This is a genomic window from Microcoleus sp. S36b_A4 (genome assembly GCF_036700645.1).
GTDB lineage: Bacteria > Cyanobacteriota > Cyanobacteriia > Cyanobacteriales > Microcoleaceae > Microcoleus.
Window position 1 is genome coordinate 17,078 of the sequence record NZ_JAUBPI010000039.1, and the last position, 15,769, is coordinate 32,846.

Consider the following 15,769-nt stretch of genomic DNA (forward strand, 5'->3'; position numbering starts at 1 on the left):
ACAGTTAACAGTTAACAGTCAACAATCAACAATCAACAATTCCCAATTCCCAATTATTGATGAATCCCTCTGACATTTGGCTGTTGTTGGCCCCACCTGTAGTGGGAGGAATTATTGGCTATTTCACTAACGATATAGCTATCAAAATGCTGTTCCGTCCCTATCGAGCTATTTACATCAAAGGGCGGAAGTTGCCTTTCACTCCAGGCTTGATCCCCCGCAACCAAGAGCGTTTAGCAAAGCGAATTTCCGACACAATTATGGGTTCGCTGCTGACGCCACAGGAACTGCAAAACTTAGCGCGCCGCCTCCTGCAAACCGAGCGGATGCAGTCGGTGATTCTCTGGTTGTTGCAGTTGGCGCTGGATCAGGTAAAAGCAGACGCAGAGCAAAAAACCGCTAAAATTCTCGCTAACATTTTGCGAGATTTGCTGGGGGAATCTGTGCCACGAATTCTCAAAGTTTTGGCACGCCGGGAAGATTTTTTAGAAGCTCAGCTAAATCAAATTTTTGATCAAGTTTTGCTGGAGATTCAGCTAACGGAAGCTCAGGCGGCTCAGCTTGCTGAGTGGTTGTTGCAGGTAGTAATACCACCGGAAGTGCTGCGGCAGGCTTTAATTGACTTTTTGACGGATCGCAATATTTCGATCATCGATGAAGGGTTTCGAGAAAAAACCAGCGGCACTTATTGGGTAGTAGCAAATTTGTTTGGTTTGCGGAACACTTTAACTCGGCTGCGGACTTTTTGTCTGGATGACAGAGAAGCCACAAATCAGCGCTTAGCAGAGTTAACTATTTCTTTGGGGATTCGCGGGCGAATTCAGGAATGGCTGCAAAATTTGTCGATGCAAAATTTACCGGTTTCGACTGTGAGACAGTTGCGAAAAACTATGCGCGACAGTGTTCGCAGCTATGTTCAACAGCGGGGTACAGATGTACTTGAGGGGTTGAGCAAATCTATTGACTGGGAAAATATTTCGCGGTTGATTCTCAATCGCTTGCAAACTTCAGCGGTGATGAGCGCTTCCCTGGAAATTGTCAGCAAAGAACTGGCTTTGGTTTTAGAGCGTTATTTAGAGCGGGATTTAGAAAATATTGTAGCTCAGGCTATCCCGATTTTGAATATTGACCAGGTGATTGTCGATCGAGTCAAAGGTACTTCTCCTGAAGAGCTGGAGTTAGCAATTCAGGGAATTGTCAAAAGCGAGTTGCAGGGAATTGTAAATTTAGGAGGCATTTTGGGCGTTTTTGTCGGCTGTTTGCAGACAGTTGTGCTTTTGCTTCAGCGGTGATGTATTTCGGCAGTTGTGAGATATTTGTTGTAGTCTAATATTCACTCAACTTGCGCCCAAAGTACCAAAAACCCGGTTTTTCCCTAGTATTTGCTACCTAAGCCAGAGGATTTTTGGTATAAACCGGGTTTTTGTGACCCAATCCTAATTTACTTATTTTCTAAATCTATGCCAGCCCCAAATTCGGACGATCGCACAAACATCCCCAAAAACCCGCGCAACCTCAGCCGCCAACAATACGAGCGTTTAACCGCAGAAATGGCCACTCCCTACCGGCCTCTGCGACAGTTTGTTTACGTAGCTTGTGGCGCTTCGGGCTTTATCGGCGGCTTGGTTTTCCTCGCTAAAATTGCCTCTGGCCGGGAAATTGGTTCTGCTTTGCCTAATTTTGCCATCCAAGTCGCAGTTGTGGCCCTGATGGTGTTCCTGTTTCGCTGGGAGCAGCGCGCCGAGGGCCGATCCCCGAAGTCGAAGTAACAAAAATTTACAAATCGAGACAAATATCTATGTGACGTAAGGAAAAGTTAGAAATATAAAGAAATTATTATGAAATCCTGGTTTACCAGCGATCCCTGTAATGATAATGATGTGGGTTCAATTGGGGTCAGCAAATTTAAAGGCCCTAATCATAAACCGCTTGTAATTCGTTCAATTGGGGTCAGCTTTCATAAAGACCCTAAATATATAAAATAAATTTAAGCCCAGCGCCAGCCTTCACTGATAGAAGAGCTGGCGTTCGGCATTTTGATAGGCTCAGGAGCTGGGGAGATAGAATCAGTAGGGTGTGCACCGCGTACAGAGTCAAAATCCCGTACTAGGGCCCGGAACCGAGTTTTTTGCCTAGCATCCGATACAGGTAATACCAGTTCCCAAAAATCATGCAACTCTTGGCCGATGCTGGAAACCACGATCGTCCTCACTAATCCGCAAATCTACAATCTCAAAGAGGCCAGTAGCAGCGCCCGGAACCGAGTTTTTTGCCTAGCATCCGATATAGGGAATACCAGTTCCCAAAAATCATGCAACTCTTGGCCGAGGCGGGAAACCACGATCGTCCTCACTAATTCGCAATTCTAAAATCTAAAATCTAAAATGGTATAAGTGCTGGGGCGATCGAATAATTTGGCATTTGCCGAAGACCTGAGCCTGGGCAGTAACTAATGAGATGTGTCAAAGTCGAAGTAGAAAAAGATGTTAGGAGATTTGACTATGGGTCGATCATTTTTCAAAAAGCGGTGGACGTTATTTTTAGCAGCAGGCGCGGGAATTGTATTTTACAGTAATGCTGCGGCGGCTGCCGAAAAGGTAGTGCTCAAATACAGTGCGATCCGAATGACTTTACCCGTCAGCGAATTAGAATTTTTTGCAGAAACTGGGCAAATGTCGCCCGCGTTAGAAATGCTGCTGGGAAAAGCAAAAAAAGACCCGGAAGCGGTTCGCAACAGTCTGACGAGACCAGTGAAAGTCAGTCAAAGCTTTTTGGGTCGGACGCTTAACAGCAAGGTTGGCGAAATAATTCTCGATGAAGTGGGTCAGGTAATTCGCACTCCTTCTGGGAATGCAAATCGAGAAGCTTTGAGATCTGCCTTGGTGCTGTCTGCAACTAATGATAACGAGATTACCCTGCTGGAAGCGATGAAGAATTATCCTACTCCAGAAGTTTATGTGGAGGGCGATCGCTTAGTTGAAGCTTACGGCAAACTTGTAGCTTTGTCAGAACAATTGGGCGGCGTTTCAGAACGGCTGCAAGACATTTTGAACAAGATTCGTCTGCCTCGATTGTAGTGGATTTGGTCAAGGATGGTTGATTGCTTGGAGCGATCGCAGAATGTTGCTGAACCTGCATCAATTACAGGGGAGTTACATTTTTTTGTGCAAAATTTGCCTAATTTTTACACGAGTTAAAACAAAATCTAACTCCACCCAAGCTCCAAACCTCACGGGAATCTGTCATTCCTAATTCTAAAATTAAAAATCACAAATCAGATAACTTCGCTGTCAAATCTTTCTCTGGATAGATGTTCGACATCTTACAAAAAATTTATAGAGAAAGAAAACTTTTTTAAAAAAAAATATTTAAAGTAAAAAATGCGGGTAAGAGCTTGTGTATCACCCATAAACTGAAATACGATCTACTGGACATTGCAGATTCTCTATCTTAAAATATATAAATTCTGTCAGGGTCAGGCGCTTGCGAAAAAACGGCTTGTCATTAGTAAGCTTGTTATACAAAAGATGCCATTACACAAGGTATTAGCAAAAGATCTGGATAAAAAACGCTGATACTGCATTCATTAACACTTCCATTTGATCAAGTTTACTTACTGGGTAAGACTAGCAACATGAACAACAATCCTATTCGTTCAAAAGACCGTTTCTTGGTTTTCGGTGCTCCGGCGATCGAAGATGCTGAAATTCAAGAAGTGGTGGCAACCATGAAAACAGGTTGGTTGGGTACAGGCCCTAAAGTCAGGAAGTTTCAAGACGAATTCAATGCTTACAAGGGTTCCCAGTACGCGATTGCAGTCAATTCCTGTACGGCGGGACTGCACTTGAGCGTCCTCGCTGCTTGCTTGGAACCGGGGGATGAAGTCATTACTACTCCGATGACTTTTTGCGCTACAGTAAATGCCATCATCCACGCCGGGGCAACACCAGTATTGGCGGATGTAGATCCGGTGACAATGAATATTGACCCGGCTCAAGTCGAAGCTAAAATCACTTCAAAAACTAAAGCAATTTTGCCGGTTCACTTCGCAGGTCGTCCCTGCGATATGGATGCGCTTTGCGAGATTGCTCGCCGTCACAACTTGAAGTTAATTGAAGACTGTGCTCACGCGATCGAAACAGAGTACAAGGGACGGAAAGCAGGCACATTTGGCGACTTCGGATGCTTCAGCTTTTATGTCACCAAAAACATTACGACCGGGGAAGGAGGAATGATTCTGGCCGCCAGTCAAGAAGACGCCGACAGGCTCAACATTTTAGCGCTGCACGGTATGAGCAAAGATGCTTGGAAGCGCTTCAGCGACTCGGGTTACAAGCACTACCAAGTGGTGGAAGTCGGTTTTAAATACAATATGATGGATCTGCAAGCTGCGATCGGCATTCATCAATTGAAACGAGTCACGCCTTATTGGCAGCGTCGGGAGCAGGTTTGGCAGCGATACAACGAAGCATTTGCGGATTTGCCGATTACTTTGCCAGCCAACCCCGAACCGGATACAATTCATGCTTATCACCTGTACACCATTCTGGTAGATGAAGCCAAAACTGGAATCAGCCGCGACGAATTTCTCGACGCTATCAATGCTGAAAATATCGGTGTCGGCGTACATTATATGAGTATGCCGGAACATCCTGTCTATCAAAAAATGTTTGGATGGCATACCGAAGATTATCCGAATGCTGGCTACATTGGGCGGCATACAGTTAGCTTGCCGATTTCGGCCAAATTAACAGATGCAGATGTGGAAGATGTAATTGCTGCTGTTAAAAAATGTTTGGCGATCGGCAAAACTAAGAATCCAGCTTTTGCAACAGCAGGCTAAAATCCTGAAATAGTTTGCCATACAAACATCCTAGCTGTTTTTGAAGAAAAGCAGCTAGGATGTTTTTTAACTCCACAACGCCCTTTGGAAGGTAATGATCTAGCAACCTTTTCGGTTCCACCGGAGGTTTTTAATAGCCCAAACCATTGATTTTATTGCATTTACCTTCTGATTCCCCCCAAGGAGGGAGCAGGGGTGGCGAACTTCTTCCTTGTTCCTTCTGCTATACCAACTCCGGGTTTAATACCCGGTCGATGGATTTGAGATTTGAAATTTGAGATTTTAGATGCCACAAAAGCGGCCTGTACCATTTTCCGTTTGATCGGATGCCCAGATGAGTCAGACCTGATCCGCGGCCGCGATCCGGGAGCTTGTACTCTGGATATTTTCGGTCAGTGATTTTAGTACGTAATATCCACTAGGAGAGTAGGTGTAGCAGCAATTTCAAGAGACTGTTGGCGAATTCGCAGGGGGTGTTACCCATCACCTCTGGGAGGCAGTATTTCCGTTCACTATTGGTAGTTAATGGCTATATGGTCAATTTGAAATTTAGTCTAGAACCACTATTTTTAGGGGTGAGAGGTGAAGCCCTTTATTGATTCGCCAACAGTCTCTTTCAATCGCCACGTTATCTAAAACGCTTGAAAAGCCCTATTTAATAGTAAGCCAAACATCTTGGAAAAATTTTCAGCGCATTCTGGATGCTGCTGTTTCATTCTTTACAGTAAAAATACATAATTTTTGGTTCAGGGCCTTGTCAGTGAATTTACTTAATGTTATGTTGTCACCATACAATCACTGTCAGAAGGCAGAATCTACTTTTCAATCAAACAAGACTGGTCTCTAAACCGAGCCTCATTTTTCTATCTCCGTGTTTAGAAACAACTAGAAAAACTTTAGTTAATTCAAGATGAATCCTATGTTAAAACTGAGTGCTTTATTCCCAATTCATTGCAATGACCGAGCCATCAGCCACGTATTTTTTTCAGTATGCAAAGAATGGCAAAAACCTGAGCTGAATGCTCGCATGGTTGTCCCGAGTTGCGATCGCTCCTGCCGCAACTCAAATATAGTTGAAGCAATTCCGTCATTTCTGACAAACTTTTATTACCGCAGCCCTAGTGCTCCCAAAATCAAGGCAGAGAAGCGTTTTCTCAAAGATATCAAAAATTTTGATGTTGCCTACTTGTGGCCCGCTATATCATTAGATACTGTAAAGAGCGTTAACAAGCAAAGTAAGCCGATTTTTTGGGAGCGAGTTAATACTTGTCAAAGTCAAGCTAAGAGTATCCTTGACGATGCTTACTCTCGCTTGGAATTGCAACCTCAACACGCAATTACCCCAGAAAAAATTAAGACCGAAGAGCAAAAACTCAAGCTAGTTGACTTTCTGTTTTGTCCCAGTCCGGCAGTAGTAAAATCATTTCAAGAAGCCGGAGTTCCTGAAGAAAAACTGCTGTTAACCACTGAAGGTTGGTCGCCGTCGCGTTTCCCCAATTATCAATCCCAAAAACCGGCCTCAGAGGAAGTTAACGTCCTTTTCCTAGGTTTTGCCTGCGTCCGCAAAGGGACTCACCTGCTCTTGCAGGCTTGGGAGCGAGCTGGGATTAAGGGAAAGCTGACAATTTTTGGCTCCCTCGAACCGGCGATTGCTCACACTTGCAGCCATTTGCTGAAACGTCCTGATGTAGTTCACTTTGATTATGCCTTGGACTACAGTTCTGCCTATCGCCAAGCTGACTTTTTTGCCTTTCCCAGTCTGGAGGAAGGTAGCGCACTCGTTATCTATGAAGCAATGGGTCATGGTTTGCCGATTCTGGCTTCACCGATGGGAGGAGGTGGTGTGGTGCGTGATGGCGTTGAGGGCATAATTCTTCCTCCTTACGATACTGACGCCTGGGTGGAGGCACTACGAAAACTATCTAATTCTCCTGATTTGCGGGCTAAGATGGGAGCCGCCGCCCGCCAGCGAGCTTTGGAGTTTACTTGGCCAAAAGTTGCGGCTAGGCGCGGAGAGCAGATTCGGCAAAAAATGCAGGCAAAATAAAAACTCAATAGGAGAGGACTGACGAAGAGTCCTTATTTGTTAAAATCTTTAAGAAACGACTCTTCGTCCTCACGACTTGCCCGATGAGGGTTATATGACAGGACTAGATAGAAGTCCTACTCAAGTTTAATTAGGTTGACCTAATTATTAACTTTGTCATGAGTTATAGGCTCCAGAAGCTAGTCGTTGTTCAAATAACCACTGTTTGCTTTCAGGAGAATCATCCAGCCAGCGATCGATCAAGTCCGCCCATTTGACATGCAGACGCAACTCCTGCCAGGTTGAGTGAGAAGCGACAGAAAGATTGTGGTAAAGCGCTGAATCCGAAATAACTTTTTCGATACATTCTGCTAAAGCCAGAGAGTTCCCCGCCTCAAAAATCATCGAATTAATACCGTGTTTTAAGTGGGTTTTAAACATCGGGTGATCCGAAGCTACTATCGGTGTTCTAGTGCGTAAAGCGTGCTGAATTGTCAGGGGAAAACCTTCGGGATATTCGTGCCTGCTAGTAACTAACACGAGATCGGATTCTCTCATTAAAGGTTCTAAAGTGTGAGTTGGCACGATTCCCAGAAAATCTACACAATCTTTAATTTGCAGCTCTTCGACTCGCTGGGCAAAAAACTCCTCTTCACCTGTACCTGCCATTTTTAAGTGAACTGATATATTATTCCGTTTTCTTAACTTTGCTACGGCGCTCAATATATCGCCCACTCCCTTACTTTGTACTAACGAGCCAGCGTAAAAAAGTTGAATTTTTTTGATGTCCGCAGGGATGGTTTTCGGCGACAAAGAGCCGGGATTGGTCTCTAAGAGAAAGTCCCAGGGAATTATTTTATCAGCTTTTACTCCTATTTCTTTGAACAATAAAGATGAAGTAATGCCGTAAGTTCCAACCCATTCTATTTGCTCGTTATTTAACAATCGGGATAGGAAATAGTTGCGGTATTTATTGCGCCAAGTTTTTGTTGCAATAGATTCGGCAAATACAGCGATGGTTTTAATTTCCTTTTTAATGACCCACTTAAAAAGGTCGGGAAAAGTCGTCCGCAGGACTAAATGAGTCGGATTTTGCTGGGCAATTAACTCGATCAATTTTTGGGAATCAATTTTGTAATTAAATCCGCAACCGATCGCCCGCACGCCGTTTTCTAGAACCCGATCGTTAAATTCGGGTGTCATGCAGCAAATAACCGTTACTGACTCAGCTCGTTTTGCCATCTCGGTGACGGCATCAACAGAATATTTTTGAGCGTAGTATGTTTCGCTTCCACCTTTGGCTAAACGCTCAAAGGCTTCTGCGTAATCGCCGGCATACTGAACTATTACTAAGCGCATTTTCCTCTACTCTGGTTGTAGACTATTTAATAGGACTTACGGTGCAAAAAGTTTGTAAGTATGTTGATGGGGACGGTTTGATGTACCGCCACAACCGCACTATTAATTTTATTTTGCTTCAGCCTTATTATAAACAGTTCCGGCAACAGGCAGATCAATAGATAGCGGCCGCAGTCGCTTTGTATGGGGGCTTTCAGGCTAATTTTCTCGGAATTTTTCAAGTGTGTGTTGCCAGTAGAATGCGGGAATTAATCCCGACTAAGTAAGGAGAAATACTGTCCCCTGCAATTTGATCTCCGAAGTTGCGATCGACACTCACTTTCGACACTCACTATCGGCACTCACTTAGCATATTGGAGGGGATGCCAGCAGAATTGGGCTATAAAATTCACAAACCGTGACAATATTTGGTTTTAGGGTACTCAATAAGCCAAAGTTTCTAAAGTTTCCCGCAGATAGGAACGAACCTGCTGATCGATGGTGGCATTTTGCTGCTGACGCTCAAAATTGAGTTCTAGCTGCCAGCGTTGAAATCCTGAACTTGCACCGATCGCGGATTTGAGACTGCCCCAGATTTCAGAATCTCCGCACAGCTCGATCGGCTCGGCGGCTTGAGGTTCTTGTGCGATGGGTAGATAATTCGCCATATTGTTATACCTCTGTTTTAATCCCTTGTAAGGATTGAAAGCTGACCTTGACACTCTCTATTATAGATTCTTCTCTCCCAAGAGCCAACATAAAATATCCACAACCTGCGATTAAAAATTAAATATTAAGACTATTAATAATCTCTATCCGAAGAGGGGCCTTACCTATTTTTTGTACAGCATACATCTGTACAAATTAAAGTAGCTTAAACTACAATTGTCCCCCTCTTAATTTTTTATTTCACTTTTTTTCGATCGACTCTTCGGGTAGAGATGTAACGCCGTTGGTGTCAGCAGGTTTTGGGTTGACAATACTGCCGACTGACAAATTCCCTATGCTGGATGCTAGCCCAATTGACTCTGCGGGTGCAGCCACAGCGGCAGTTGTCTCGGCTGCCAAAGCCGGCAAAAGTCGATCGACTTGCCAAGGCGCGATCGTAAAATCCTGCCGAATTTTGTCTAAAATATGAGGCTTTGTCGCTGCAAATTCTGATTCCGGCGTCAGCAAAACCGCCATGACACTAGCAGACACCTGCAAAAACAGATTGCTAGCTAAAAAAGCAGCAACTGCCAACAACAATCCAGCCCACCGCCAGGAAGGAGGAAAGGGAGCCACCGAAGCCGCCAGGGGAGCCAATCGGTAAAGCTGCCACAAAATTACTGCCAGCAAAACAGCGACAAATAGAGCGAGTCCTTTATTTAACTTAGTTTTAAACCGAGTCAGAATCTGCTGCTGCAAAGAAGTTAAATTCTGCGGTTTCACCGCCACAACTAAAATACTAAAAATGTAAAAAGGGCGGAACCACTGCATCCACAGCACAGGAACAATACCGGCTACAGCCACTAAAAATATTTCTAACCAGACAGGGAGCAGGGGAGAACCCACTGCGAGTCCCAGCAAGCACAGTCCCAGGAAAATCGGCAGTGTAGCCGCCCCAGAAAGGTGAATCCACAAAAAAGGATCTGACCAAAAAGAACGCACTTTAAATAATTATTAGTTATGAATTAGGAGTTTTGAATCTTGGATTTTGAGATTTTGGGATGCACTCTTGACTCTGAAATCCGATGCCAGGAGTAAATATTTAGCTATCAAACCGAGGACTTACAAGCAGAAATCTGGTTTATTTCGGTAAGTCTTATTTGAGCGAGCGAATTTTAAATTTTAAGCAAGGGTAAAGACGATTAGGAAGTTCTTAATTCCTTCTTTATTCTTCTTTCGGTCAACTGTCAACTGTCAACTGTCAGATGAGTTTGGGAGTATTGAGTGAAGAGAAGAGTTGCGAGCGATCGGCAATTTGGTTGCGATCACTCAAAAATTCTCTTCCCCCTCAACACTCACCACTCAAAACTATTGAGAGAGAGTCCGGCGTTTAGTAACCATCCGGTAGGCTTCAATAATATCGCCATCCGCCCAGTCGCTAAACCCGCTCAAGGAAATGCCGCATTCAAAGCCAGCATTGACTTCCTTGGCATCTTCCTTCATCCGTTTTAGGGAGTCGAGGACACCTTCGTAAACGACATTGTTGCCTCGGCGCACCCGCACCTTACAGTTACGGATGACTTTGCCAGAGAGTACCATACATCCAGCCACAGCCCCGCGACCGATCGCGAAGACAGCGCGCACTTCGACTTGACCCAAAGGTTCTTCCACCAATTCGGGTTCCAGCAGGCCTTCCATCGCCCCTTGAATGTCATCCAAGAGGTTGTAGATGATGCTGTATTCCCGCACGTCTACCCCCGCTTGGTCAGCGGCGAGGCGAGCGTCGGTGGCGAGAGTAGTATTGAACCCGATAATTACAGCATTACTGGCTGCAGCGAGGTCAATATCCGTTTCTGTAATTTCCCCAGGAGCAGATAGCAGCAGTCGTAGTTGAACTTCTTTTTGAGGAAGTTGAGTCAGAGCGCCGACAATTGCTTCGAGGGAGCCTTGGACATCTGCCTTCAAGATCAAGTTGAGTTCCTTGAGAACGCCTTCCTTAGCTTGTTGAGAGAAGCCGCTGAGGCTGATCCGGCCGCCTTGCAGCAGGCGGGAATCTCGTTGGGAGGTAGCTCTTCCAGAGGCGATCGTCGCAGCTTCTTTTTCGTTTGCGAAGACATCAAACTCGTCTCCGGCGCGAGGAACTTCCCGCAGCCCCAGCACTTCCACCGCGAAGGATGGAGTTGCTTGCTCTACGCGCTCGCCCCGGTCATCGATCATTGCGCGCACCTTGCCCAAAGCCGAGCCTGCGACCACAATATCGCCCACTCGCAGAGTGCCGTTCTGCACCAGCAGAGTTGCCACTGGCCCCCTGGCCTTGTCGAGGTGAGCTTCAATCACAGTACCCTTAGCCGGCCGGTGCGGGTTGGCGTTGAGGTCTTCCATTTCCGCGACTGTCAAAATCATTTCCAACAGCGTATCCAGGTTTTCGCCTCGGATCGCGCTGACTGGAACCATCGTGATATCGCCGCCCCAGTCATCTGCCACCAAGCCGTACTCAGTAAGCTCTTGCTTCACCCGTTCCGGCTGAGCACCCTCCTTGTCAACTTTATTGATAGCCACAACAATTGGCACTTTCGCCGCTTTCGCGTGGCTGATCGCTTCAATTGTCTGGGGTCGCACGCCGTCGTCCGCCGCCACCACCAAGATGGCGATGTCCGTAACCCGTGTTCCCCGAGCCCGCATCGCTGTAAAGGCTTCGTGACCGGGCGTATCCAAAAATACCACCTGCTGGCTCTTGCCTTCGTGTACCACATCCACGTGGTAAGCACCGATGTGCTGGGTAATGCCCCCAGCTTCTCCCTGAGCCACCTTGGTTTTGCGGATCGAGTCGAGCAAGGTAGTTTTACCGTGATCCACGTGACCCATAATCGTTACTACTGGGGGACGGCGTTCGAGGTATTCCAAATCCGCTGCGTCCAGCATCTCGATCACTTTGATAGCTGGCGCTACTTTTTCTGGGGTTTCCACCTCTACGCCCATTTCTTCGGCTACCATCCTCACCGCTGGAATGTCCAGGGTTTCGGTAATATTTACCGCAATTCCTTTAGAGAACAGCCGCTTAATAATTTCGGTTTCGGGAACTGCCAAAGTAATTGCTAGTTCCTGAACGGTCATCGGTCTGCTCAGCAGCAGCTTTTCTGGACGTTCTACCTTAGCTTCGGCTGTTTTGCCCCGGTTGCCCCGTCCCCCACTAGAACTAGAAGAACTTTTATCGTGAGAAGGGCCCGGTCTTTTATTTTTTCCACTGCTTCCGGGTGCGCCCGGAGTTGGTGTTGACTTGGGTGCTGCTTGTGACTTCGCTTTAGCTGGGCGGGCTAGGGACAGGCTGACCGTGACTGGTGCTGGCATATCCAAGCCGTTTTCTAAGTCGTCGTCATCCTCATCTATTGGTTTGAGGCGAGAACGTTTTGCCTTAACAGCCTTGGCAGCTTTGGCAGCATCTGAGTTTTCGTCATCATCTTCTTCCCAAATGACCGATGTCTTTTTGGCAGGACGAGGGAGAGAGGGCCTTTCGAGGAGAGTAATCCCCAGCAACGGCGTATTATCTTCTTCATTGTCATCAGTGTCATCCCCTGCGGCTCCGGTGTCACCGCCGCGGCTACGCAGCCCGGTAGCTGACGTTGCGGGGGCAAGGCTCCGGCGCGGGCCACCGGGCTGGGGTCGATCGGCAAGTTGAGTTTTGACTGGACCACCAGCGCCTTCCCGGCGCGGTCTTTGCGCGTCGCGAGATTCGGTAGGAGATCCCGGTGCAGGTCTGCTGGGGCGGCTCGGTTTAGCCGGCGCTTCCAGAGTTTCTGAATGTCCTGATTGCTCTTGCTCGGTTTTTGCAAGTTTGAGTACCGGCTTGTTCCCCAGATTTTGTGGGGTACGGCTAGCCGAATCGGACGCCCCTCTGACGGGCGGCGACGTGAGTTTTGCCGAGGGCGCGATCGGCGCGAGTGGCGGTTGCTGGGTGCGTTCTGGAGCCTTTTCCGACGGCGGTTGAGGTGCCGACGGTGCCTGAGCCTGAGCGATGGTTTCCGGGGCGATCGCACCTACATTTTCCGACACTTCTGACGGAGCCGCCGACACAGCGACATTTGGCTTCGACAGTACAGGTCGATTGATATTCGGTTTAGCGGGAGGCTGGAGTTGTTGAGCTGCAGGCGACTTGGGAGGAGTTGCCACGGTTGCCGCCGGCTGATTTTGGTTCTCCTCGTTGCCTGCAGGCTGGGAGTTTGCACCAGCCGGTCGTACTTTTGGACTGCGTATTTCTAAAATTTGCTGCTTTTTTTGTTGGTCGTTAGGGTGAGGGCCAGATTCTCTAGATGGCGCTGCTGCTCTTTCGGGTGGAGCTGGCTTGCCGGGGGAAGAGTGGCTACTGGCTACGTATTTTTCCGCCGTTTTGCGAATGCGCTCTGCTTCGGATTCTGTAATTGTGCTGCTGTGGCTCTTGACTGAAATATTGAGCCGCTCGCAAACTGCCAAGATGTCTTTATTATCCAAATTTAGTTCCCGTGATAATTCGTAAATTCTTACTTTGCCGTTGTTCATCCACTCTGCCCTCTTTTGTGCCAACCAGTTTTTACATTGTGATTTTTTGTGCTAATGACGACATCATTCGGTGTGATTGATTCAGTGTCAGGAATCGGGGTTTTGGTACTCGCTCAGCAATTTTATCTAAAAGATGCAACTCGCTGAAGTCTGCGGTTGAAGAATTCTCAAGTCTGTTTGGGAACTTGGAACTCCGAAGTCTGAGTTTTGGCAAAACCCACTCTCTCAAGCTTCAAAGTTTGCCTTTCCACCTTGAGGATACCTCTGCTAGTACCCTACCCTTATCTAATCTGACACAAATCTTTCCAGACTGGTGGGCAGATCGGATTGGGGTTTTATAGCTGGCGCTACCGGTAATTACTGGTAGGGCTGCCAAGAGGGTTTATACAGTCGATGCCGAACTATTGTCGGTTTTTCGTCCGGCTAGACCAGAGTAAGATGTACAGTCAGATGTGGCTAAACGCTGCCAAAGTGTTTGGTACAGTTCGTCAGACACAGACGCTTTGAGCGATCGCCCAAGTCGATTTTTTTTCTGAGCTGCTTTGAGGCATTCTGCTTCCCGACAAAGGTAAGCAGAACGGCCCATGCCACGATCTAATTGTACCTGATGAGAAGGATAGAGCCTGACTACTCGCCAAAAAGCTTCCTTAGGAGCTATTTTTCGACAACTTGCACAGCACCGGTAGTTCGGTTTCATTTCTTGTGAGAGGGGGAGTAGGGGACAAATCCTCCTTGTCTGGCGAAGATAGAAAATCTTATGACAAGGAGTCAGAAGACAGAATTCAGAATTCAAAATACGCCATGCCCCAAGTCAGGGGTAAGGGTCACGGAAAGAATTTTTTCGGCTCCACGATTAAAATCGGGGGCTTTAAAGCTCGATTCTCCATCCTGTCGCACAGAACCCATGCTGGATTCTGGCTCCTGAATTCTGAATTCTTCTTCGGTAAATGTCACAGTTTTTAGACTGCGGCTTCGGTTTCCTCCGTGGCGGCTGCCTCCTCTTCCTCAAATTCTGCGGTTTCCTCGTCGTAGTCGCCTTCTAGTTCTTCGTAGTCGCCTTCTAGTTCTTCGAGCCTAGTTGCTTCTGCTGCCAATTTGCTGTCTTCGGCGGCGCGATCGTACTTAGCAATATCTTTGATATCGATTTTCCAACCGGTTAGGCGGGCTGCGAGGCGGACATTCTGACCTTCTTTGCCAATGGCAAGACTCAGTTGGTCTTCAGCGACCAAAATGTGAGCTCTCCTGCCTTCTGGAGCAACTAAACGCACTTCATCTACTCTAGCGGGACTCAGAGCGTTAGCAATATAAGTTGCTGGGTCTGGAGACCAGCGGATCACGTCGATTTTTTCGCCGCGCAATTCGTTGACTACTACCTGAATCCGCGATCCCCGCGCTCCGATGCAGGCTCCTACAGGGTCTACGTCGCGATCGAGAGTATCAACTGCTATTTTAGTCCGGGGGCCGACGTGCCGGGATGGCGGATTTGCCTCCCTGGCTACGGCGACAATCCTCACCACCCCGTCTTCTATTTCTGGTACTTCGTTAGCAAACAGGTAAACCACCAAACCTGCGTCCGCTCTAGAAACAAGTAACTGCGGCCCTCTAGTAGAGCCTTCGCCTACTTTTTTGAGATAAACCTTGAATGTAGCGTTTGCCCGGTAATTGTCGTTGGGCAACTGTTCGCGCTTAGGGAGTTCGGCATCTACTTCTGGCTGACCGAAGCTGCTGGTAACTGCTAAAATTACCGACTGCCTCTCAAACCTGAGAACTCTTGCTTGAAGAACTGTTTCTTCTAAATCTTTAAACTCTTCTTGAATCATTTTGCGCTGTTGGTCGCGCAGTTTTTGAGCTAGAACTTGTTTGGTCTGGATCGCGGCCATGCGACCAAATTCTTTTTGATTTGGTGTTACGTCTACGAGCACAATGCTCCCAGGCTGAGCTTCCGTGGCTACTTCTTGCACTTCGGAAAGTGAGATTTCGTGATCGGGATTGATGACTTCTTCGACAATAGTTTTGTTGGCTAAAACGCGGAAACCTTCTTGTTCTGCGTCTAGTTCTACATCAAAGTTGTCGAAGTATTCTTCGCTGAAGTGATCGAGTTTTTGGGTACGGCGGTAGCGTTCGTATCCTTTGAGCAGGGCTTCTCGCAAGGCTGCTTGGACGGCGTGTTTGGGTAAATTGCGTTCTTTGCTAATACCTTCGACCATTTCTTTTAGTCCGGGCAGGGGAACCATTGACATATAAAACTCTCCTTTTTTGCTGTGGTAATAAGTAACTGGTAATCGGTAATTGGTACTTGGAAATTTTCCAGAAAAAGTGATGACAGAGGAGTGATGAGTTACTGGATAGGATTAGGGAAGCTAGGTGCAGTAACAATTTAT

At 46.9% G+C, this 15,769-nt stretch carries 11 protein-coding genes; 5 read left to right on the forward strand and 6 right to left on the reverse strand.

Going from position 1 to position 15,769, the window contains the following annotated elements; all coding sequences use genetic code 11:
- Positions 1 to 59 precede the first annotated feature (59 nt).
- From QUA03_RS14590 to QUA03_RS14610, 5 genes are all read left to right on the forward strand, one after another.
- The gene (locus tag QUA03_RS14590) at positions 60 to 1,292 is read left to right on the forward strand and encodes a DUF445 family protein (protein ID WP_333213010.1); all 1,233 of its coding nucleotides are present in this window, start codon (positions 60 to 62) and stop codon (positions 1,290 to 1,292) included.
- A gap of 168 nt (positions 1,293 to 1,460) precedes the next feature.
- Positions 1,461 to 1,769 carry a DUF3493 domain-containing protein gene (locus tag QUA03_RS14595; RefSeq protein WP_333213011.1) on the forward strand — a complete coding sequence of 103 codons (309 nt, stop codon included), beginning with the start codon at positions 1,461 to 1,463 and terminating at the stop codon, positions 1,767 to 1,769.
- Between the two features lie 732 nt (positions 1,770 to 2,501).
- Positions 2,502 to 3,077 carry an alpha/beta hydrolase gene (locus QUA03_RS14600; RefSeq protein ID WP_333213012.1) on the forward strand — a complete coding sequence of 192 codons (576 nt, stop codon included), beginning with the start codon at positions 2,502 to 2,504 and terminating at the stop codon, positions 3,075 to 3,077.
- Between the two features lie 557 nt (positions 3,078 to 3,634).
- Positions 3,635 to 4,843 carry a DegT/DnrJ/EryC1/StrS family aminotransferase gene (locus QUA03_RS14605; RefSeq protein ID WP_333213013.1) on the forward strand — a complete coding sequence of 403 codons (1,209 nt, stop codon included), beginning with the start codon at positions 3,635 to 3,637 and terminating at the stop codon, positions 4,841 to 4,843.
- Between the two features lie 919 nt (positions 4,844 to 5,762).
- Positions 5,763 to 6,890, forward strand: coding sequence for a glycosyltransferase family 4 protein (locus QUA03_RS14610; protein WP_333213014.1), 1,128 nt, complete (start codon positions 5,763 to 5,765; stop codon positions 6,888 to 6,890).
- 156 nt (positions 6,891 to 7,046) lie between these two features.
- Here the strand turns inward: QUA03_RS14610 and QUA03_RS14615 are convergent, their stop codons facing one another.
- The 6 genes from QUA03_RS14615 to nusA all read right to left on the reverse strand — a co-directional run bounded on the left by QUA03_RS14615 (position 7,047) and on the right by nusA (position 15,628).
- Positions 7,047 to 8,228 carry a glycosyltransferase family 4 protein gene (locus QUA03_RS14615; RefSeq protein ID WP_333213015.1) on the reverse strand — a complete coding sequence of 394 codons (1,182 nt, stop codon included), beginning with the start codon at positions 8,226 to 8,228 and terminating at the stop codon, positions 7,047 to 7,049.
- A 422-nt stretch (positions 8,229 to 8,650) separates the two neighbouring features.
- Positions 8,651 to 8,875, reverse strand: coding sequence for a hypothetical protein (locus QUA03_RS14620; RefSeq protein ID WP_333213016.1), 225 nt, complete (start codon positions 8,873 to 8,875; stop codon positions 8,651 to 8,653).
- Between the two features lie 241 nt (positions 8,876 to 9,116).
- Complete coding sequence (locus tag QUA03_RS14625; protein ID WP_333213017.1) at positions 9,117 to 9,857, reverse strand: low-complexity tail membrane protein; 741 nt, start codon at positions 9,855 to 9,857, stop codon at positions 9,117 to 9,119.
- Between the two features lie 366 nt (positions 9,858 to 10,223).
- Positions 10,224 to 13,388 (reverse strand): translation initiation factor IF-2, encoded by a 3,165-nt coding sequence (gene infB, locus QUA03_RS14630; protein WP_333213018.1) that lies wholly within the window; start codon positions 13,386 to 13,388, stop codon positions 10,224 to 10,226.
- Positions 13,389 to 13,770: 382 nt separating this feature from the next.
- The gene (locus QUA03_RS14635) at positions 13,771 to 14,085 is read right to left on the reverse strand and encodes a YlxR family protein (RefSeq protein WP_333152294.1); all 315 of its coding nucleotides are present in this window, start codon (positions 14,083 to 14,085) and stop codon (positions 13,771 to 13,773) included.
- Positions 14,086 to 14,347: 262 nt separating this feature from the next.
- Entirely contained in the window at positions 14,348 to 15,628 is a 1,281-nt protein-coding gene (gene nusA, locus QUA03_RS14640) for a transcription termination factor NusA (protein ID WP_333213019.1), read from the reverse strand.
- Positions 15,629 to 15,769: the final 141 nt, after the last annotated feature.

Bases quoted from the DNA above. Each gene is read 5' to 3' on its own strand.
- QUA03_RS14605 (WP_333213013.1), top strand. From the start codon at position 3,635: ATGAACAACAATCCTATTCGTTCAAAAGACCGTTTCTTGGTTTTCGGT.
- nusA (WP_333213019.1), bottom strand. From the start codon at position 15,628: ATGTCAATGGTTCCCCTGCCCGGACTAAAAGAAATGGTCGAAGGTATT.
- QUA03_RS14610 (WP_333213014.1), top strand. From the start codon at position 5,763: ATGTTAAAACTGAGTGCTTTATTCCCAATTCATTGCAATGACCGAGCC.
- QUA03_RS14615 (WP_333213015.1), bottom strand. From the start codon at position 8,228: ATGCGCTTAGTAATAGTTCAGTATGCCGGCGATTACGCAGAAGCCTTT.
- infB (WP_333213018.1), bottom strand. From the start codon at position 13,388: ATGAACAACGGCAAAGTAAGAATTTACGAATTATCACGGGAACTAAAT.
- QUA03_RS14635 (WP_333152294.1), bottom strand. From the start codon at position 14,085: ATGAAACCGAACTACCGGTGCTGTGCAAGTTGTCGAAAAATAGCTCCT.
- QUA03_RS14595 (WP_333213011.1), top strand. From the start codon at position 1,461: ATGCCAGCCCCAAATTCGGACGATCGCACAAACATCCCCAAAAACCCG.
- QUA03_RS14600 (WP_333213012.1), top strand. From the start codon at position 2,502: ATGGGTCGATCATTTTTCAAAAAGCGGTGGACGTTATTTTTAGCAGCA.
- QUA03_RS14590 (WP_333213010.1), top strand. From the start codon at position 60: ATGAATCCCTCTGACATTTGGCTGTTGTTGGCCCCACCTGTAGTGGGA.
- QUA03_RS14620 (WP_333213016.1), bottom strand. From the start codon at position 8,875: ATGGCGAATTATCTACCCATCGCACAAGAACCTCAAGCCGCCGAGCCG.